At 37.8% G+C, this 19,256-nt stretch carries 19 protein-coding genes and 1 riboswitch; of the genes, 17 read left to right on the forward strand and 2 right to left on the reverse strand.

Annotated elements, in window-relative coordinates:
• Nucleotides 1-13 precede the first annotated feature (13 nt).
• Nucleotides 14-1,117: a nitric oxide synthase oxygenase gene (locus AZE41_RS10350; RefSeq protein ID WP_082786556.1), complete on the forward strand. Its 1,104-nt coding sequence runs from the start codon at nt 14-16 to the stop codon at nt 1,115-1,117.
• Nucleotides 1,118-1,355: 238 nt separating this feature from the next.
• On the opposite strand, the gene AZE41_RS10355 is transcribed toward AZE41_RS10350, so the two are convergent.
• Nucleotides 1,356-2,033 carry an ABC transporter ATP-binding protein gene (locus AZE41_RS10355; protein WP_067208901.1) on the reverse strand — a complete coding sequence of 226 codons (678 nt, stop codon included), beginning with the start codon at nt 2,031-2,033 and terminating at the stop codon, nt 1,356-1,358.
• Nucleotide 2,034: 1 nt separating this feature from the next.
• Nucleotides 2,035-3,069: an ABC transporter permease gene (locus tag AZE41_RS10360; RefSeq protein WP_067208904.1), complete on the reverse strand. Its 1,035-nt coding sequence runs from the start codon at nt 3,067-3,069 to the stop codon at nt 2,035-2,037.
• Nucleotides 3,070-3,287: 218 nt separating this feature from the next.
• Between AZE41_RS10360 and AZE41_RS10365 the strand changes: the two genes are divergently transcribed.
• The 16 genes from AZE41_RS10365 to sat all read left to right on the forward strand — a co-directional run bounded on the left by AZE41_RS10365 (nt 3,288) and on the right by sat (nt 19,233).
• A complete protein-coding gene (locus AZE41_RS10365) occupies nt 3,288-3,704 on the forward strand; it encodes a HEAT repeat domain-containing protein (protein WP_187047873.1) in 417 nt (138 codons plus the stop codon).
• A gap of 146 nt (nt 3,705-3,850) precedes the next feature.
• Nucleotides 3,851-4,498 carry a GGDEF domain-containing protein gene (locus tag AZE41_RS10370; RefSeq protein WP_067208910.1) on the forward strand — a complete coding sequence of 216 codons (648 nt, stop codon included), beginning with the start codon at nt 3,851-3,853 and terminating at the stop codon, nt 4,496-4,498.
• A 792-nt stretch (nt 4,499-5,290) separates the two neighbouring features.
• Nucleotides 5,291-6,103 (forward strand): transporter substrate-binding domain-containing protein, encoded by an 813-nt coding sequence (locus tag AZE41_RS10375; RefSeq protein ID WP_067208912.1) that lies wholly within the window; start codon nt 5,291-5,293, stop codon nt 6,101-6,103.
• 86 nt (nt 6,104-6,189) lie between these two features.
• Nucleotides 6,190-7,344 carry a saccharopine dehydrogenase family protein gene (locus tag AZE41_RS10380; protein ID WP_067208915.1) on the forward strand — a complete coding sequence of 385 codons (1,155 nt, stop codon included), beginning with the start codon at nt 6,190-6,192 and terminating at the stop codon, nt 7,342-7,344.
• 43 nt (nt 7,345-7,387) lie between these two features.
• A complete protein-coding gene (locus AZE41_RS10385) occupies nt 7,388-8,044 on the forward strand; it encodes an amino acid ABC transporter permease (RefSeq protein ID WP_067208918.1) in 657 nt (218 codons plus the stop codon).
• A 43-nt stretch (nt 8,045-8,087) separates the two neighbouring features.
• Entirely contained in the window at nt 8,088-8,831 is a 744-nt protein-coding gene (locus AZE41_RS10390; protein WP_067213936.1) for an amino acid ABC transporter ATP-binding protein, read from the forward strand.
• A gap of 506 nt (nt 8,832-9,337) precedes the next feature.
• Entirely contained in the window at nt 9,338-10,513 is a 1,176-nt protein-coding gene (locus tag AZE41_RS10395; protein ID WP_067208921.1) for an acyl-CoA dehydrogenase family protein, read from the forward strand.
• Between the two features lie 32 nt (nt 10,514-10,545).
• Nucleotides 10,546-11,403 carry a transporter substrate-binding domain-containing protein gene (locus tag AZE41_RS10400; RefSeq protein ID WP_231885805.1) on the forward strand — a complete coding sequence of 286 codons (858 nt, stop codon included), beginning with the start codon at nt 10,546-10,548 and terminating at the stop codon, nt 11,401-11,403.
• A gap of 94 nt (nt 11,404-11,497) precedes the next feature.
• Nucleotides 11,498-12,205 carry an amino acid ABC transporter permease gene (locus AZE41_RS10405; protein ID WP_067208926.1) on the forward strand — a complete coding sequence of 236 codons (708 nt, stop codon included), beginning with the start codon at nt 11,498-11,500 and terminating at the stop codon, nt 12,203-12,205.
• Between the two features lie 12 nt (nt 12,206-12,217).
• Nucleotides 12,218-12,931, forward strand: coding sequence for an amino acid ABC transporter permease (locus AZE41_RS10410; RefSeq protein ID WP_067208928.1), 714 nt, complete (start codon nt 12,218-12,220; stop codon nt 12,929-12,931).
• A gap of 24 nt (nt 12,932-12,955) precedes the next feature.
• Nucleotides 12,956-13,711, forward strand: coding sequence for an amino acid ABC transporter ATP-binding protein (locus AZE41_RS10415; protein ID WP_067208929.1), 756 nt, complete (start codon nt 12,956-12,958; stop codon nt 13,709-13,711).
• A 156-nt stretch (nt 13,712-13,867) separates the two neighbouring features.
• Complete coding sequence (locus AZE41_RS10420) at nt 13,868-15,037, forward strand: TraB/GumN family protein (RefSeq protein WP_067208930.1); 1,170 nt, start codon at nt 13,868-13,870, stop codon at nt 15,035-15,037.
• A gap of 59 nt (nt 15,038-15,096) precedes the next feature.
• Nucleotides 15,097-16,005 carry a DMT family transporter gene (locus AZE41_RS10425; protein WP_067208933.1) on the forward strand — a complete coding sequence of 303 codons (909 nt, stop codon included), beginning with the start codon at nt 15,097-15,099 and terminating at the stop codon, nt 16,003-16,005.
• A 166-nt stretch (nt 16,006-16,171) separates the two neighbouring features.
• A riboswitch (SAM riboswitch) is annotated at nt 16,172-16,272 on the forward strand.
• A 223-nt stretch (nt 16,273-16,495) separates the two neighbouring features.
• Nucleotides 16,496-17,095 carry an adenylyl-sulfate kinase gene (cysC, locus tag AZE41_RS10430; protein ID WP_067208936.1) on the forward strand — a complete coding sequence of 200 codons (600 nt, stop codon included), beginning with the start codon at nt 16,496-16,498 and terminating at the stop codon, nt 17,093-17,095.
• 260 nt (nt 17,096-17,355) lie between these two features.
• A complete protein-coding gene (locus AZE41_RS10435; RefSeq protein WP_067208939.1) occupies nt 17,356-18,084 on the forward strand; it encodes a phosphoadenylyl-sulfate reductase in 729 nt (242 codons plus the stop codon).
• Nucleotides 18,085-19,233 carry a sulfate adenylyltransferase gene (gene sat, locus AZE41_RS10440; RefSeq protein WP_067208941.1) on the forward strand — a complete coding sequence of 383 codons (1,149 nt, stop codon included), beginning with the start codon at nt 18,085-18,087 and terminating at the stop codon, nt 19,231-19,233.
• Nucleotides 19,234-19,256: the final 23 nt, after the last annotated feature.

The following is a 19,256-nucleotide window of genomic DNA, read 5'->3' on the forward strand; positions in this document are numbered from 1 at the left end:
GAGATGATGAACTTTGAGTTTACAGACTGAAAAACATAGATTACATCTAGAAGCCGAGCAATTCATACATAGATGTTATGCAGAACTTGGGATGACAACAGAGCAACAGATGAAGCGAATAGAGGAAGTGCGAAGTGAAATAAATGAAACTGGAACGTATAGCCATACTTCGCAAGAACTTCAACATGGAGCTAGAATGGCTTGGCGTAATAATAATCGTTGTATTGGACGTTTATTTTGGGACAGGCTTCAAGTGTTTGACGAGAGGGCATTAGAAACCGCTGAAGATGTGTACAGCGCATTATTGAACCATATTGAATATGCGACAAATGACGGAAAAATTCGTTCATCGATTACGATTTTCCCACCACGACATGGCGGAATTGATCCGATACGAATATGGAACCATCAGCTTATACGCTACGCAGGATATGAAGAGGCTGAACAGATTATTGGAGATTCCACATCAGTTGAATTTACGAGGATGTGCGAAATGTTAGGTTGGAAAGGGGAGAGGACTCCTTATGATGTTCTTCCTCTTGTCTTTCAATTGGAAGGAGAATCGCCCCGAATCATTGAAATACCAAAAAAACTAGTAAAAGAAGTGACGATTACCCATCCACAACTAGAGTGTTTTGAAGAACTGGGTATAAAATGGTATGCGGTGCCAATTATCTCGGATATGCGGTTGGAGATTGGTGGGATTAACTATCCGACCGCTCCATTTAATGGATGGTATATGGGAACCGAAATCGGTGCGAGAAATTTGGCGGATGAAGATCGTTATAATCTACTCCCAAAAGTTGCAGAGTTGATGGGACTGGATACAAGATCAAACCGTTCACTATGGAAGGATAAAGCGCTAGTAGAACTAAATATTGCGGTGTTGAATTCTTATCAAAAAGCGGGTGTTACGTTAGTCGACCATCATACTGCCGCCAAGCAATTTAAAAGTTTTGAAAAAAATGAGTGTACAGTAGGGCGAGGTATCACAGGAAATTGGACTTGGCTGATTCCACCGCTTTCGCCTGCAACGACTCATGTCTTTCACAAACCTTATAGCAATGACGTCGTTAAACCTAATTACTTTCATCAGAAAAATCCGGGTGAAAGCTAATAGGATTTTATACTTCCGCAAAAAATAAGAGTATCCATTTGCACACTTGTTTGAAAAACATAAATATATGAGATAAGAATAAAAACAGCCATGTAAGAGAATGGCTGTTTCGGGCAATCTTTATTCAGGATATAGTAAGGAAAAAAATTAACTATACTTTCATGGAAATCTATCTCGCAAAAAATATTTGAGCGGTTTTATCACTTTTAATTTCCCGGTTATACAAGGGTGCATTTTTCTAAGATAACACCAATCCATCTTTCATTGTAATGATATGATCCGCAAAAGAAAGCATTTCTTCATCATGAGTTACCATCAACGTTGTAATGTTCAATGTTTTCGTCAACTCACGGATCAATGTCATGACGTCTTTCGATCTTTTAGAATCTAGGCTTGCTGTCGGCTCATCTGCAAACAACATCTTCGGTTTGTGGATAATCGCACGGGCAATTGCCACACGCTGTTTTTCACCCCCTGATAATGAAGCAGGGTAGGCATCTTTTCGATGATTCATATCTACCAATTTGAGGATTTTTTCGACTTCCACTTTTTGTTCACGCTTTTTAAGCTTGGTTTCAGAAACGTCAAGCATCAGCAATAATTGTTCTTCTACGGTTAGAAAAGGGACTAGGTGTGAGGATTGAAAGACAAATCCGAACTCGCTCGCTCTAATTTTTCTGATCTGATCCTGATTCATGTCAGTCATGTTTTGACCTTCAAATAGCACTTTTCCGTCCGTTGCACTTTGAAGTCCCGCTGCTATTGTAAGAATCGTACTTTTACCAGAACCTGAAGCGCCTACTAACGCTGTTATTTCACCTTCTCGAAGTGAAATATTAATCCCTTTTAATACTTGTTCGTCCACTTCACCATTCGTAAATGTTTTTGTAACTTCATCAATTGTGAAAATCGTCATATTAAACCTCTCCTTGTTGGATAGCTTGCAATGGTTCTACTTTTTTAATTTGCAGACCGGACAGCGTCGCCCCTATAAAGCCAATGATAAGGAATACAACCGATAATTGAACAGTTGTTTCAAGTGTTAAACTAAATGGCATTCCTTGAGGTGCAATTAAAGAGAAGCCTTGGCTTAAAGCAACTGACAGTCCAAGTGCAATCACGGTGATGAAAATCATCTGGTACCACATCATACCGAACAATCTGCTTGTTTTAACGCCAAGTGCTTTTAAGATGCCATATAATCCAATCTTTTGAACGTTCATCATGTAGAAGAATATTGCGAACAACATTCCGCTAATGGCAACCAAAAACCAAATGATCATATTAAGTGACATCTGTTCTGCACTGTAACTTGGAATTGTATTGAGGAATTCTTTATTTGAAAATGATTGTAAACCCGTCACCACTGGTGCTTGTTCTGTACCTGGTACAAAAATCAATTGCATTTCATTGACACGGTAAATTTCTTTATAGTTTTCCATGTTAATAAAAGCAACAGGCGCATGGCTGTATTTCTTTTGTTCAACAAAGCCCATTACTTTAAATTCACCACTGAACTGATTATTGGTTAATATATCGCCAACCTTAATCCCTTCATCTTCTAATGAACGATCTAGGATGACTTCTCCTTTACCGACAGATTCAAACGATTTTGAATCTGTTGAAGTAACGAAAGCTATACTATACTGCTTGTCGTCCATATCGTTGACAAAACCCATCTGAATGGAGAGTGCAGCTGCATCTTTTTGTTCATTTAAAACAGTGGTTTGTACGCTTTCATCTATTCTTGAAAGGTTGTATGTTTCGTTTGCATCAGCGTTCATGTAAAATTGACCATCTGGTAAATCTTTAATTAACGCTGCGTTATCTTGGGATAAACCGTTCGATAACCCCGAGATGATAAATGTTAAAAAGCTGACGAGAAAAATGATTGATCCTAAAATAATAAATTTTGTTTTATTCTTCTTAATTTCTTTCCATGCAATATTCATCTTTGCGCCCCCCGTATTTCTTAATAACTTAACTATAATCTGACTAGGTGAACGGAATATGAACAGATGATTACATGAAAAAAGGTATGTAGTTCAGCAGATAATGGTACAATACATATTGAAGGGTATTGTATTTAATATGTAGCGTTACCCTTAACTAAACAGGATATTGAAATAGAAGGAGATTGGATCACTTGACTAATGGAATTAAAAACGAAATGCCGCCAAATTACGATGAATTACGGAAGGCAGTTAACCGAGCATCGAATTGGAGACTACGTTTAGAAGCTATTGAAGAATTAGGACAATGGAAACATAAACGGACTATCGATGTACTTTTACACAGAATGAACAACGATGCCGTATATAAAGTGGTAGAAGCCTCTCACCGTAATCTTGTGAAATTTGGTGAAGATGTTGAATTACCACCACGAAATCGATTTGAACTGATTAAAGATGCCAACAAAGTTTTCCTTCGAATTAAGAAAAGCTTGCCAAGAGATCACTCGTTCGAAGAGTACAAAGAAAAGTTGAAAAATATGAGACTTGATTTGTATGATACCTATGAAGGTGACAAAGGCGATGAATTTGAAGCATGGCTTGAAAACGTTTGGGAGACGGCAAATAAAAAGTAAAACGTTTCAAAGTTATATACATACTGAAAAACGATTGCAAAATAGCTGCAATCGTTTTTCAGTATGTGTTGATTGTCATATTAAGTCGCGGGTAGTTCTTTAGTGGTGTATTATACCTATAGGAAATATGGAGATGAGTCAATAACATGAAATATAGTGGTAGAATAATCGCGATGTTAGTAGTTAGTTTATTCAATATTCTACGGTATTTTTATTATCATCAATATTTGGAGCTTCCATTTAAAGCGAACTTTTTTATTTTGACATTCATCTTTTTATCGGTTGCTTTGTGGTGTGGAATGCAGTTCGATCGAGTAAAATACTACTCTGAAAAAGATCCTTTAACGGATACTTACAACCGTCGAACGGTAGAAAAATATTTTCGGGAAATCACACGAACAATTAGAAACAAGGATCAAAAATTAGGTGTCATTATGATCGACCTCAACAAATTTAAAGAAATTAACGATACATATGGACATCATAAAGGTGATGAACTATTGATCCATCTTGCCTATATTATAAACAAGTCTGTTAAGAAGAGTGATAGGGTAGCACGTTGGGGTGGAGATGAATTTTTGATTCTAGTACCTACAAGTACTAATGATTTTGAGTCAGATTATATACAGGAATTTCAACGAAAATTGGAAAATGAGAACTTTGATGAATTCCCATCTGTAGGAGTATCTCTTGGCTTTTCGATTTATCCGGATGATGGGCAAGATTTTCAAGAGTTGATACAAATTGCTGATGGGGCGATGTATAAGGCAAAAGGAAAAGAAGTGGCTATATGAATATTAATGGTCACTTAATTCCCTTAATCTGGTGTAACGTCTGTACTCCTCCTTCTGATGTGCTAAGTTTTTTGCGCATTAGAAGGAGGAGTATTTTTATATTCATATCTCATATGTTTAGTATTGGCTTTGTTTGAGTACGAGGCGAGAGGAAAAAAGGATGAATTTCTCTTGTTAGAGACCTGTCCAAACTCCCATTGTTTAGCACACGGGAATTTTTATCGGAATTGCTATAATTGGAGTTCCAAAGCGCTCAAAAGTCTATTAACTTGTTACGAATTATTGAGTAATCGATTTTAATTGATCCGCTGTATACCGATCGGTGCGGATGGTGGTGTGAGAACTCGGGAGTTAACGACTTACTCTAACTCGATTTTAATTGGACTTTTATCTTGTACAATAATTGAAAAACTCACTGCCTACATCGAACGATGTTTAACGATTTATTGAGGATATGAATCTATATAAAACCATGTCTTTTTACTTGTTTAATTTACAGAAATTATTGAATTATTAGATATGTAGATTGACTTTCAAATACCTTTGTTCGATAATAAAGGAATAGGAAAGATGGTAGTTGCGCTACTGAGTACGGGGAAATTGACAGGATAGATTATATTAACAGTGACTTTATCAGTATTTTAGTTGTATGATTCTTTAGTTTCTATTGCCATTCTAGTGTGTATGGAAAGCTAGTAAGCGTTTTCAATTCACATGAGACTAAACTGTTTTATCTGATGAAAAATGGAGAAAACAGATTAAAATAGTATGTAAATAGAAGGGGGAAAAGAAATGAAGAAGAATCTAATTTTGGTACTAATCACGATTTTTATGATTGGTATTATTGTGGGTTGTGGTACAGATAACGAAAAAGGGCAAGAAAAAGAAAGCAGTGGAAAAGGCGTGTTGGATCGCATTGAAAAATCGAAAGTATTGAATGTCGCTTTCGAAGGCACATATCCTCCCTTTAATTTTTTAAATGACAAAGATGAGTTTCAAGGTTTTGACGTAGATATCTCCAATGAAATAGCCAATAAATTAGGCGTCAAAGCCAACTTTATTGCAACAAAATGGGATGGACTAATCGGCGGTCTAAAGGCCGATAAATTTGATATCATCATTGGGCAGATGACTGTAACGGAAGAACGCAAAAAAAGCGTTGATTTCACTGACCCGTATGTCATAACTGGTTCCGTATTAATAACTCGTGAAGATACCGATGACATTACAAAACTTGAGGACATTAAAGGCAAGAAAGTCGGCGTTGGTGGTGGAACAACTTTTGAAGAAGTTGCGAATAGCGTCGAAGGTGCTGACGTGAAATTATACAAAGCTGTAAGTGACTATATTCAAGACCTTACGAATAAAAGGTTGGATGTCATTATCAACGACCAGTTATTAATGGCCTACAATATTAAAGAAAATAGCCTTCCATTAAAAATTACAAGTGACATAGTAAATAAAGATGAAATAGGGATGGCAGTTAATAAGGGAAACGAAGATTTTATTACGGAAGTAAATAAAGCATTGAGTGAAATGAAAGAGGATGGAACATATAATGATATTTATAAAAAATGGTTTGGAACAGAGCCTTTAGACAAATAAAAGTAAGCATAGAGTGATCAAAGGGGAGATATTGATTGCTCTATGTTTTATTACATGTAAAAACCAAGTATTGGGGGCAGATTAATTTGCATATTGCCATATTGGGAACCGGAATGATAGGTACGACAGTAGTTAGTGAAATTGCTAAATTTACTGGTATTGATGCAATTACAGCTGTTGATGTTAGTCAAGGGAGTATTGATAAGTGTTTAGAAATCGCCAATAATCCCAAAGTGATAGGGAAAGTGGCCACGTTAGAAACTGAGGATGATATTGCAAAAGTGCTAAAAGATGTAGACGTAGCTGTGGCATGTCTACCACACTCTTTGAGCTTATTAGCCGTAAAAGCTGCAATAAAAGCAAAATGCCATCTAGTGGACCTTGTCGGATCAAACTTTAATGAAAAAATAGCATTGGATAACGAAGCACAAGAAGCAGGTGTAATCATCATCCCTGGCTGTGGTGTTGCTCCCGGAATAACAAACTTTTTAGCTGCGCAAGGTATTGAGATGTTAGATGAAGCAGAAGAGGCAATCATGACTTGCGGTGGCATTCCAAGATATCCTGTTCCACCACTATGGTATCAAGTAGTTTTCCGTCTTGAAAGCGTATTAGGTCTTTATACAAAACCTGCAATGGCCGTTAAAGATGGAAAACTTGTAAAGCTGCCTCCTCTTTCAGGGCTAGAGAAGATTATTTTTCCAGATCCGGTAGGTGTCTGTGAAGCTGTTATTACAGATGCACATAGCACAGCGTTCATTTTAAAAGATAAAGTGAAAAATTTATATGAAAAAACGGTTCGCTATCCAGGACATTGGGGGAAAATGAGTGTTTTAGGCGAATTAGGTTTTTTAGATATCGATCCCATTACAATTGATGGAATTACAACTACGCCTCGTGCATTAGCAGAAAAAATACTAGCAACAAAAATGGTTGGAGATTCGAATGAAGATATTACTGTAGTAAGGGTTGAGGTAAGCGGGGTTAAAGGTGGAAAGTCCACAAAGTATACTTGGGAAATGATTGACTACTATGATCATGGCCGGAATATCACTTCAATGGCAAAAACTACTGCTATTCCTGCTTCATTGGCAGCCAAATGGATTGCTATGAAAAAAATAACAGAGACAGGTGTTGTTCCAATAGAAAGCATAATCATCAAAGATCGGTTTCAACCATTTATTGAAGAGTTGGCCAGTTTAGGAATTGAAATTGAACGTAAAGAGGAAACCATAGTATAATCAATGGTTTTACTGAGTAGCTTGTCTGACAGGGGGAGGATGTATGGACGCCACAATCATTATTGATTCATTACCATCTCTACTTAAAGCTACGTTGATGACCATTTTTTTGGCAGCTATATCAATAGTAATTGCACTCATTATTGGTTTTTTCACAGCAATCGTAAGGATAGTAAAAGTTAAAATCTTAAATGGGATCGCTAGTACCTACATTTCAATAATCCGTGGAACGCCACTTCTTGTGCAAATTTTTGTTATCTATTATGGTTTACCGCAAGTAGGAATTGCTTTAGACCCGATATCATCGGGGATCTTAGCCTTAAGTTTAAATGCAGGTGCTTATCTGTCTGAATCTTTTCGCGCATCAATACTTGCTGTGGACAATGGGCAAATGGAAGCGTCAATGTCAATGGGAATGACCTATTCTCAAGCCTTAAGGAGAATAATACTACCACAGAGTCTACGAATTGCTATTCCCACATTGTCAAACACATTTATCGTGCTTATTAAAGATACTTCACTTGTCTCTGTCATCACTGTAACGGAATTATTACAAATGTCGAGCTTGATTATCGCAAAAACATTTGAACCCCTCACGATTTATTTAATTGCCGCTGCAATTTATTGGGTTCTCATAACTTTCTTTACAACGCTATTAAACAAACTAGAGATTAAAACATCCAACTATTTAGTTCGTTAAATAAAATATTTGAAAATACTAATGTGAGGAGAAAACCATGAGTATTATTCAAATTACCAATTTGAAAAAGAGCTTTGGATTGAATGAAGTTTTGCAGGGAATCGACCTAACTATAAATAAGAGTGAAGTGGTCGTAATAATGGGGCCAAGTGGATCTGGGAAATCAACTTTTTTACGTTGTTTAACTTTCTTGGAGGAGCCATCCGATGGAATCATTGAAATTGGTGAGTTTACAGTGCTTGCAGGTGGAAAAATAGAACGCAAACGAAAAAAAGTAATAAGAGAATTAAGGAAAAAAACAGGATTTGTGTTTCAGTCGTTCAATCTATTCCCTCATAAAACCGCCATTGAAAATGTAATGGAAGGACCTATTATTATTCATGGAACTAAACCGGTCGAGGCGAGGAAATTAGCGGAAGCATTGCTTATTAAAGTTGGACTTGGGGACCGTTGTGATCATTATCCAGCCCAACTGTCGGGTGGCCAACAGCAAAGAGTAGCAATCGCCAGGTCGCTTGCATTGAATCCGTTGGTTATGCTCTTTGATGAACCTACTTCTGCTCTCGACCCAGAACTTGTTCGTGAAGTTTTGCAAGTTATTAAAGATTTGGCTCAAGAGGGAATGACTATGATAATTGTGACACATGAAATGAACTTTGCGAAAGATGTCGCCGATAGGATCGTATTTATGGATGAAGGATTAATTGTTGAGCAAGGAACGTCAGCAGAAATATTTCAAACTCCAAAAGAGGAAAGGACAAGACGATTTTTGTCAAAAGTAGAATAATTGCAGCGCCTCCTTCTATGGCATAAAGTCTTGTAAGTAGTTTTTATGTCTATAAAAATTACAAATTAACGCTTGATGCATATATGTTGAAAACACCTTTTCGCCTTTCATTTAATCTGAAATAATAGGAGCGCAATGAAGTTAATCATCAATCATAGTGGGGGGTCTTACTGCCCGTTAGTGCGCAATAAAGAATATCATATTATAATCAATGAAAATGGCTATTATTTAATTACAGATGTCTGTATTTCTGATTAAATTGGCATCGTGTATGAGGCTGTTAGTTAAGTAATCTTTTAACCATATAATAGCTAATACCTCTTTCGATTTAGAAAGGGGTATTTTTTATCGTAAATTCATAAAAAAGCGAATTATCTTGACAGAGTAATTATTCGTAGCTTACTATTAGTTGAATTCCGATGAAACCTATCGGAATGATTAGCATAATATAAACTACTAATTAAAAGATAGCTTAGCTTCATTAGAAGACATTAGGGGGAGAAATGGTGAATAGCATATTTGTCAAAACAGAACGTCAAAAGACTTGGTTAGAGAAGTTGTATAAGAAAGAAATGAATTTCAAAAATACGTCAGCACAAACTGATGAGTTAGCCATCTTCCCTACGGAAAACATTCAAGAGTTAATCCAAATGGGTTATACGAGTAGTACAATTCCAACAGCTTACGGCGGAGAAGGGTTAAAGGTGTACGATATGGTACTCCTTCAAGAAACATTAGCGAGTTTTGATGGAAATACAGCACTTTCCATCGGATGGAATCTCGGAGTTGTCGGAGAACTTTTCGGAAAAGGGTTATGGAATGATAAAAATCTTGAATTCTTTGCCAAGGAAGTTCTGAATGGAGCTTTAGTGAACCGCTCTGTGAGTGAAGCACAAACAGGGAGTCCAACTCGGGGAGGACGTCCTGGTACAAATGCGGTAAAACAAGATGGTTCATGGGTATTATCGGGACGTAAAACATTTACAACGGCTTCTCCAGTATTAACATATTTTCTAACATCTGCGTGGATTGAAGAACAACAACAAGTAGGATTCTTCCTGCTTCACAAAGATTTAGAAGGACTAACAATTGATCATACATGGGACGTCATTTCAATGAGAGGAACTGGAAGTCACGATCTCGTTCTCGATAATGTCAAAGTCGAAGAGTCAAAACTTGTTGAACTTCCTGACAAGCCAAGTGGCGCTCCGTTTAGTGGTTGGCTTCTTCACATCCCAGCATGTTATCTAGGAATTGCACAGGCAGCACGTGATTATGCTGTGCATTTTGCAAATAATTATTCACCTAACAGCCTGAATGGACCAATTAGTCAATTGCCAAATGTTCAACAATTACTAGGAGAAATTGATTTGGAATTAACCCAGGCAAGGCATCTGATTTATAGTGTGGCGGAGGCCTATGATGATGAATCACGAAGAGGCTATCTGACAAATGAGGTCGCTGTTGTCAAGCACACCATTACGAATTCAGCCATTACGATTGTCGATAAAGCAATGAGAATTGTAGGTGCAAAAAGTCTTCAACGGACGAATCCATTACAGCGCTATTATCGGGATGTCAGGGCAGGTTTGCACAATCCTCCTATGGACGATATGACAATTAAGAAATTGGCACTGACTGCAATTGAACAAGATACAATAAAAAACGCTATCCAAATGTAAGCATATTGGATTGAAGCGAAAAAGGGGATTTCATGATGAGAAGAAGAAGCGTGTTTCAACTTGCGGCAATTGGTTTAGCATTAACTACTATTTTAGCTGGATGTAACTCAAGTAAAGCGGCCGATGGTAATGATTCAGACATACAAAAAGTAAAAATCGCCTATGATCAAGCTTCAAAACCAATGTCCTGGTTGGATGAAAAAGGAAATGCAACTGGATATGATGTTGAAGTGATGAAACTAGTTGATGAATTACTTCCACAATACGAATTTGAGTACGTTGGAACGACAAGCGATGACCTACTTGTGGGTGTCGAACAAGGGAAATACCAGGTAGGGGTTAAAAATGCATTTTGGACACAGGAAAGAACAGAAAAATTTATCTTCCCGAAAGAATTTATCGGCTTAAGCAGTGCGGGTCTTGTGCTTAAGAAAGAGAATGAACATATCAAATCCCTATCAGACTTTGCTTCTGCCGGCTTTTCGTTGGCACCTATTGCAGCTAATAATGCTCAATACACTGTAATTGAGGAATATAACAAAGAAAATCCGGGTAATAAAGTGCAGTTGAAAGCTGGAGATGCTTTCACAGTTGACGTTGTTCAGTGGGTGAATGAAGGTCGCGTAGATGGTGGTGTTATCATTGAGGGTCCTTTTGAAAAGCAAGTGACTGCTGAAGATGGCCCGTATCATAATCTGGCAGACGAGGTTGTTTACAATGAATTTGCAGTCATAAAAACATGGCCTTTATTCAATAAGAAAGAACAGGAATTTGCGGATGCCTATGATCAAGCAGTTAAACAATTGAAAGAAGAAAAGAAGACAAGTGAATTAAGCACATCGTTTTACGGCAGAGATTTGTTTGAAGTGTTGGATGCTGTAGAGAGATAACGCTAAAGATATAAAGGCTGTTGGGTGTGCGATATGCTCAACAGCCTTTGTCAATCAAATGGTTACAATTTGAAAATGAAAGCGGGGTGGATACATGGAGAAGTATTTTGACGCATCATATATATGGGAGTCCATCCCACTACTAATTCCTTTTTTAAAAATGACATTTATGGTTGCAGGTCTTTCCGTCCTGTTCGGTACGTTCCTGGGCTTTATCTTAACGGCGGCGAAAATAGGGAAAAGTAAATTTGCAAGGAAGGTAGCTAATGGTTATACAACAATATTAAGGTGTACACCCTCAATCGTACTCCTTTTTTTAGTATATTATGGACTTCCTACAATCGGTGATCGTGTCGGTCTGAATTTGAACAATATACACACAGCTGTATTTGTCATTATCACTTTTACACTTCAATTTGCGGCGGCTATGTCCGAGGTCATGCGCTCAGCTTTTCAATCAATTGACAAGGGACAATTTGAGGCCGCAGTAAGTGTTGGGCTAAGCAATTCACAGGCTTATAGACGAATCGTATTTCCCCAAGCTTTTGTAGTCGCATTACCGAACTTTGGAAACAGCTTGCTGGCAGTACTTCAAGAAGGATCGTTAGCTTATACAATCGGGTTGATAGATGTTGTCGGAAAAGCAAATCTTATTATTGCGGGCAACTATAACGCACATGCATTAGAAATATTTCTTGCATTAGCAATTATTTACTGGATACTTTCAATAGCAATTGAACAGTTCTTCTTAAAATTAGAGAAAGTATTTAGTAAGGGGAAACAAGGATTGAAAACTGCATAAGGGGGTGAGAAAGTGTCTGAAGGATTAAATTACAAGTTTTTAGTAGATACATTTTTTATCGCATTATCAGGTGTTCCTATAGCGCTATTCATTACAATTGTAGCTTTGCTCTTTGCGTTGCCGTTAGGATTTTTACTGGCACTAACAAGAATCAATCGAATTCCCGTGTTACATCGTTTTGCACAAGTATACGTTTCTTTTGTCAGAGGAACCCCAATTATCATTCAGATTTTCATCGTCTATAGTAGTGTCCCCTTATTGCTAAGTTCACTATTTACAAAGTTTAATATTGGGATGAATGTGTATGATGTGAATCCAATTTGGTACGCATTCATTGTCTTCACTTTTAACACTACAGCGGTCCTGATTGAAGTTTTTCGCTCTGCACTAAGCACGGTGAACAAGGGGCAGTTGGAAGCTGCCCAATCAGTGGGGCTAACGAATGTGCAAGCATACAGAAGAATTATTATCCCACAGGCATTGGTCGTTGCAATGCCGAATATCTGTACAGCGACAGTCAACTTAATCAAAGCGACATCTCTCGGGTATGCAATGTCATTACAAGAAATTACGCTGAAAGCAAAAGTGGCAGCGAACGTAGGCTACAATTATGTTGAGGCCTATATCGATATCTTTCTTGTCTATTTACTGTTATGCAGTGCAGTCGAATTCGCATTTAAACTATATGAAAAACGTTTGAGTAAATATAAACCGTCAGTCGTTTAAGTATGAAAAGGAGGGATTCGAAGCATGTTAGAAATTAGAGATATCCATAAGTCATTCGGTAAAACTGAAATCTTAAAAGGTGTTGACGTAACAATAGATAAAGGCGATGTTGTTGTTATACTGGGGCCAAGTGGATCCGGTAAGACAACATTACTGAGATGTATCAATTTTTTAGAAAAAGCGGATCAAGGCCGTGCTATTTTTGGGGATATAGACGTGAATTTAAAAACAGCATCCAAAAAACAAATCCATCAGATTAGACAGAAAATCGCTTTTGTATTTCAAAACAATAATTTGTTCAATAATAAAACAGCTTTAGAAAACGTTACAGAAGGACTTATTATCGGAAGAAAAATCCCGACAGCAGAAGCGGTTGAGATAGGGAAAAAAGCGTTGGATAAAGTGGGGCTATCGGATAAATACAATGCATATCCCAGTGAATTATCGGGAGGGCAACAGCAAAGGGTAGGCATTGCAAGAGCAGTTGCTTTGAATCCAGACATTATTTTATTTGACGAACCAACTTCTGCATTGGATCCAGAATTAGTCGGGGAAGTTTTGACAGTTATGAAGAATATCGCGAAAGAAGGAACAACTATGTTAGTTGTCACACATGAAATGGGTTTTGCGAAGGATGTAGCTAACAAAGTAATATTTATGGATGGGGGAGTCGTAGTAGAGGAAGGAGCACCCCATGAAATCTTTGTAAATCCAAAGGAAGAACGAACACAGAAATTTTTAAAAAGGGTATTGCCCGAGGTCTTTACGTATCATATTTAATAGTCATTATCCATGAGGGTGACTTTCATTATATTAATAATGAAAGATAATTGAAATTTCGTTCAAACTGATTCATTATAATAACTAGACCGTCTTTTTAGTAAACCTTGGCTTAAGGTTGCTCAGAAGAAATAAGTTCATAAAGGAAGTTTGTCAATGCAAGAGACTAACATTACGAGAATAGAATTAGACGGTAGAGAACTAATACTTATTGGAACTGCCCATGTTTCCAAGCAAAGTGCAGAACAAGTAAAAGAGGTAATCGACAAGGAAAGACCCGATTCAGTATGCATTGAATTGGATGAACAAAGGTTTCAATCTATAATGGATAGTAATAAGTGGAAAGAAACGGATATTTTCAAGGTGATTAAAGAGAAGAAAGCTACATTGCTCTTAATGAATCTGGCAATATCCTCCTTTCAAAATCGTTTGGCAAAGCAATTTGATATTAAACCTGGACAGGAAATGATTCAGGGGATTGAATCAGCAAAAGAAGTCGGTGCAAATTTGGTGCTGGCTGACCGTAATATCCAAATTACTTTTTCCCGAATTTGGGGGAATATTGGACTTAAGGGGAAAAGTCAGCTTCTGATGTCGGTTTTTTATAGTATCTTCAGCAAAGAGACGATTTCTGAAGAAGAATTGGAGAAAATGAAATCAAAGGACACGCTAAATGCCGTTCTAACTGACTTTACGGAATCATTTCCAAGGTTAAAGACGCCCTTAATCGATGAGAGAGACCAGTATTTAGCACAGAAAATCAAAGATGCACCAGGTAAAAAGGTCGTTGCAGTCATTGGTGCAGCACATGTTCCAGGGATTACAAAAGAAATCTATAATGACCATGATTTAGTCGCATTAGCGCAAACACCACCAAAATCAAAAATCCCAAAAATTATCGGATGGGCAATTCCGATTCTTCTATTATCAATTATCGCCTACACCTTTATCGCAAATCCATCTGCCGGTTTCGATCAAGCGTTAAGCTGGGTCTTATGGACAGGTAGCCTGTCAGCTATTGGTGCTGCGGTGGCTCTTGGACACCCGCTGGCCATTTTAGCGGCCTTTGTATCAGCCCCTATTACTACCTTGCATCCACTGATAGCGGCCGGTTGGGTTTCAGGAATTGTTCAAGCATTTTTTCGCCGCCCAAGTGTTGGTGACTTTGAAACGCTTTCTGCAGATGTTTTTACGATTAAAGGTTTTTGGGCAAATAAGGTGACACGGGTCTTGCTGGTAATTGTTTTGACTAACTTGGGAGGAACGTTGGGGACCTTCTTAGGCGGAGCCGACGTTATCCGTGTATTCTTTGAAAACTTAAAGTGAAATCAATTGATCAGCATTTTCTTTTAAACGTTTTATAGTAATAATGGGGTGGGGACCGGATGAATCGAATCAGTTTTTGCTTGTTAGTGATTTTGACGACTGGACTAATGGGTTCTTCTTTTACAATAGGGAAGTTAGGGTTAGCCTATTCATCTCCACTCCTATTAGTCGCTCTGCGTTTTACGCTTGCAGGGATTATTATGGCAACTATCGTTAAAATCTTAAACAAGCCACATCCAGTAAAAGCAATCGACTGGGTGTGGCTTGTTCTAATTGGACTTTTCCAAACAGCTTTTGTGATGGGCTGTATATTTATGGCACTGCGTACAATCACTTCTGGAGAGACGTCTATCCTAACGTTTATGAATCCTTTACTCGTTGTCGTTTTTGGGACGCTTTTTTTAAAATCGCGTTACCATATTCAGCAATGGATAGGTGTACTGTTAGGTTTTATCGGGGTTTTTCTCACGTTAGGTTCACATCTTGACTTTAAAGTCGGTACCATATTAGGGCTTTTGTCGGCTGTTTCATGGGCGATTGCTACGCTATTGATAAAAATACATGGTTTCAAATTTGATACGTATGTAATGACAGCCTATCAAATGCTTTTTGGTGGATTAATTCTCTTTCTGGGAAGCTTACTACTGGAAGAGACTTTCTTTAAAATGACTACTCAATCTATCCTGATTTTGTTATGGCTTACCATTGCAGCCTCAATTATTCAGTTTTCTATTTGGTTTTATCTTCTCCAAAGAGGTAATCAAGAACGAACTAGTGCATTCCTTTTTTTAGCGCCATTCTTCGGTGTACTCACAGGATGGTTTTTACTCCATGAAAGACTAACCTGGTCTATCCTTTTTGGTGGATTACTAATATTTGCAGGAATCTTTCTTGTTAATTGGAAAAATAAATATGAAAAGGAAATAGAGAAAACCGATGAGAACAACGAAAGGTTAAGTGAGAGTTAACTAACATGTTTCCTAGCGCACTGAAAAGTAGTTTAAAGTGCCTTTTATATGTGCAAGAAGATCGCCTTTAATTCCAACTAAACTGATATGATTGAAAATAAATTCTGATAAGTCATTGACTTTGAATTTTCGATAATGTAGTATTGGTCTCAACTTAATAGTTTATATCTTATCTAGAGAGGTTGAGGGACTGGCCCGATGAAACCGCGGCAACAGACTGTTTAGTACTGTGCCAATTCCAGTAAACGAAAGTTTAGCAGATAAGAGGAGTAATATGTGTTCGATTCTATTAACCTCTTCTTGCTCTATTTAGAAGTGGTTTTTTTATTTCTTTACTGTAAAGGTTGTAAGTCATTTATCATTTTAACAATTTCATACATGCTAATTAGACAACTAAAGGCAACTTTCTAATCGATTATTTGAATCGGAAAAAGGTGTCTTTTTTGTATATAAAAATTAAACTGAAACAAATGATTTAGGGGGGCAAACAATGACAGAGTCTACAAATATCGTTTGGCATGAATCAGAGGTAACAAAAAAAAATCGTCAAGAACTAAAGGGCCATAAGAGTGCTATTCTTTGGTTCACTGGGCTATCAGGGTCAGGGAAATCAACAGTTTCAGTAGCGCTAGAAACAGAGTTACACGCGAAAGGCATTCATACTTATCGGCTGGATGGAGATAATGTCCGGCACGGTTTAAATAAGAATCTAGGGTTTAGTCCAAATGATCGGACGGAAAATATTCGCAGAATCGGTGAAGTTTCAAAACTAATGGTCGATGCTGGCTTATTCACATTGACAGCATTCATATCGCCTTATCAGGAAGATCGAGATCAGGTGCGAGAAATTGTCAAATCCGATGAGTTTATCGAAATATACGTTAAGGCAAGTTTAGAAACTTGTGAAGAACGGGATCCGAAGGGGCTTTATAAGAAAGCAAGATTGGGTGAAATTAAAGGCTTTACAGGAATTGATGCTCCTTATGAAGAACCTGTTAACCCGGAAATAATCATTGATACCAATCAATTAAATATTGTAGAGTCTGTCAAAGTCATCGTTTCTTATTTAAAAGAAAATAACTATATCTAAAAAAATTACAAAACGCGTAACATATTGGGGTTTTAGGAATAGAATGTATTTAAACCTACTTGACACATAGGATTAATAAAGTTAGTATAAACGCTAATCACATGCCGACTGGAAATCCAGAAGCTAATGGACAATCGTGAACATACGAACAATTCGCTGACTAAAAAATTAGAGGCGACTTTAATCAATAGTAGATTAAAGTCGCCTTTTTTAAAAAAAGATAATGTAATAGAGTTATTGAGTTTAGAGGGGGGATTAGTATGGCGAAGTTGACGTACAAATCTTGGGCTGAGACTAGTGAAGTTTTTCCAATCGATGACGAGTCAAAAGGTGCGTTAAACGTCTTGCGATGGGCTTACGGAGAATACGACGATGAACTTGTATATGCGTGTAGTTTTGGGGTTGAAGGTATCGTAATGATAGATTTAATCTCGCAAATAAAACCAACTGCTAAAGTGGTCTTTCTCGAAACCGGATTTCATTTTCAAGAAACGCATACCTTAATCGATGAAGTAAAGAAACGTTATCCAAAGCTTGTAATTGAAATGAAGACTCCCGGCTTAACGGTTGAGGAACAAGCTGACAAGTATGGCGATCGACTATGGGAAAGACAGCCGGATCGTTGTTGTCATATGAGGAAAGTAATTCCACTCCGTGAAGCAATGAGCGGTACGACCGCTTGGTTATCAGGACTTAGGCGTGAACAATCACCATCAAGAAGTCAGACAAACTTTGTGAACAAAGATGAAACCTTTCAATCGGTTAAAATTTGCCCGCTGATTCATTGGACGTGGATTGATATTTGGGATTATGTAAAAAAACATAATTTGCCTTATAATCCACTCCATGACCAAGGCTATCCCAGTATCGGTTGTTCACACTGCACATTCAAAGGGGATACAACGACGGGGTCGAGGTCAGGGCGCTGGGCAAATCAGGCGAAGACAGAGTGTGGCTTGCATAATGCTAACGAAAATGGGGGAATTTAAATGAGTTTGAGTCAACCGCATGGTGGTACATTAATTAATCGCTGGAATCCTGGTTTTCAATACGAAGGAATAACTGAAACAGTTGAATTAGACGAAATTGCTAGTAGTGACTTGGATTTGATTGGTACGGGTGCTTATAGCCCTTTAAGTGGATTTCTTACAGAAGTAGACTACAATTCTGTTGTTACAACAATGAGATTATCTACTGGAGTACCTTGGACAATTCCGATTACATTGCCAACGACAGAGGTGAACGCACAAGGTATCGCTGTTGGGAAATTTGTGAAATTGGTGAGAGATGGAGTTGTCTATGGTGTTCTCGAAGTATCGGATATTTTCACACCAGATAAGGAAAAAGAAGCTAAACTAGTCTATCAAACGACAGACCGTGAGCACCCAGGCGTCAAGAAGTTGTTTGAGCGCCCTAATGTCTACCTGGGTGGAACCATCACACTGATTCAGCGAAGGCCGCTGAATGAGTTTTCGGAGTACCTATATGACCCGATTGAAACAAGAGGGAAATTCCAAGAGCTAGGCTGGGAAACAGTCGTCGGTTTCCAAACGAGAAACCCAGTTCATAGGGCACATGAATATATTCAAAAGACTGCATTGGAAATTGTAGATGGATTATTTTTGAATCCCCTTGTAGGTGAAACGAAATCAGATGATATTCCAGCAGATGTGCGCCTGGAAAGCTATGAAGTCTTACTAGAAAAATATTATGCGAAAGAGCACGTGTTTTTAGGTGTGTTTACAGCAGCAATGCGCTATGCCGGACCAAGAGAAGCTGTTTTTCATGCGATGGTTCGAAAGAATTTTGGTTGCACACACTTTATCGTCGGTCGTGATCATGCGGGTGTTGGTAATTATTACGGTACGTATGATGCTCAGAAAATCTTTAGCAACTTTACGCTTGGAGAACTTGGGATCACGTTATTATTTTTCGAGCATAGCTTTTACTGCAATAAATGCGGTAACATGGCAACACCAAAAACTTGTCCGCATGATGCCAGTCACCATGTGATCTTGTCGGGAACAAAAGTGAGAGAAATGCTTCGTAAGGGAGAACAACTGCCATCGACATTTAGCCGACCGGAAGTGATCGAAGTATTAATTGCAGGAATGCAAAAAGAAGAGATTCATTCATAACGATGATTTTATTGTAGAACTGA

The organism is Sporosarcina psychrophila (genome assembly GCF_001590685.1).
Lineage (GTDB): Bacteria > Bacillota > Bacilli > Bacillales_A > Planococcaceae > Sporosarcina > Sporosarcina psychrophila.

Coding starts and splice junctions, on each gene's coding strand:
- AZE41_RS10425 (WP_067208933.1), top strand. CDS start 15,097: ATGAATCGAATCAGTTTTTGCTTGTTAGTGATTTTGACGACTGGACTA.
- AZE41_RS10435 (WP_067208939.1), top strand. CDS start 17,356: ATGGCGAAGTTGACGTACAAATCTTGGGCTGAGACTAGTGAAGTTTTT.
- sat (WP_067208941.1), top strand. CDS start 18,085: ATGAGTTTGAGTCAACCGCATGGTGGTACATTAATTAATCGCTGGAAT.
- AZE41_RS10420 (WP_067208930.1), top strand. CDS start 13,868: ATGCAAGAGACTAACATTACGAGAATAGAATTAGACGGTAGAGAACTA.
- AZE41_RS10370 (WP_067208910.1), top strand. CDS start 3,851: ATGAAATATAGTGGTAGAATAATCGCGATGTTAGTAGTTAGTTTATTC.
- AZE41_RS10385 (WP_067208918.1), top strand. CDS start 7,388: ATGGACGCCACAATCATTATTGATTCATTACCATCTCTACTTAAAGCT.
- AZE41_RS10365 (WP_187047873.1), top strand. CDS start 3,288: ATGCCGCCAAATTACGATGAATTACGGAAGGCAGTTAACCGAGCATCG.
- cysC (WP_067208936.1), top strand. CDS start 16,496: ATGACAGAGTCTACAAATATCGTTTGGCATGAATCAGAGGTAACAAAA.
- AZE41_RS10400 (WP_231885805.1), top strand. CDS start 10,546: ATGATGAGAAGAAGAAGCGTGTTTCAACTTGCGGCAATTGGTTTAGCA.
- AZE41_RS10355 (WP_067208901.1), bottom strand. CDS start 2,033: ATGACGATTTTCACAATTGATGAAGTTACAAAAACATTTACGAATGGT.
- AZE41_RS10415 (WP_067208929.1), top strand. CDS start 12,956: ATGTTAGAAATTAGAGATATCCATAAGTCATTCGGTAAAACTGAAATC.
- AZE41_RS10405 (WP_067208926.1), top strand. CDS start 11,498: ATGGAGAAGTATTTTGACGCATCATATATATGGGAGTCCATCCCACTA.
- AZE41_RS10360 (WP_067208904.1), bottom strand. CDS start 3,069: ATGAATATTGCATGGAAAGAAATTAAGAAGAATAAAACAAAATTTATT.
- AZE41_RS10375 (WP_067208912.1), top strand. CDS start 5,291: ATGAAGAAGAATCTAATTTTGGTACTAATCACGATTTTTATGATTGGT.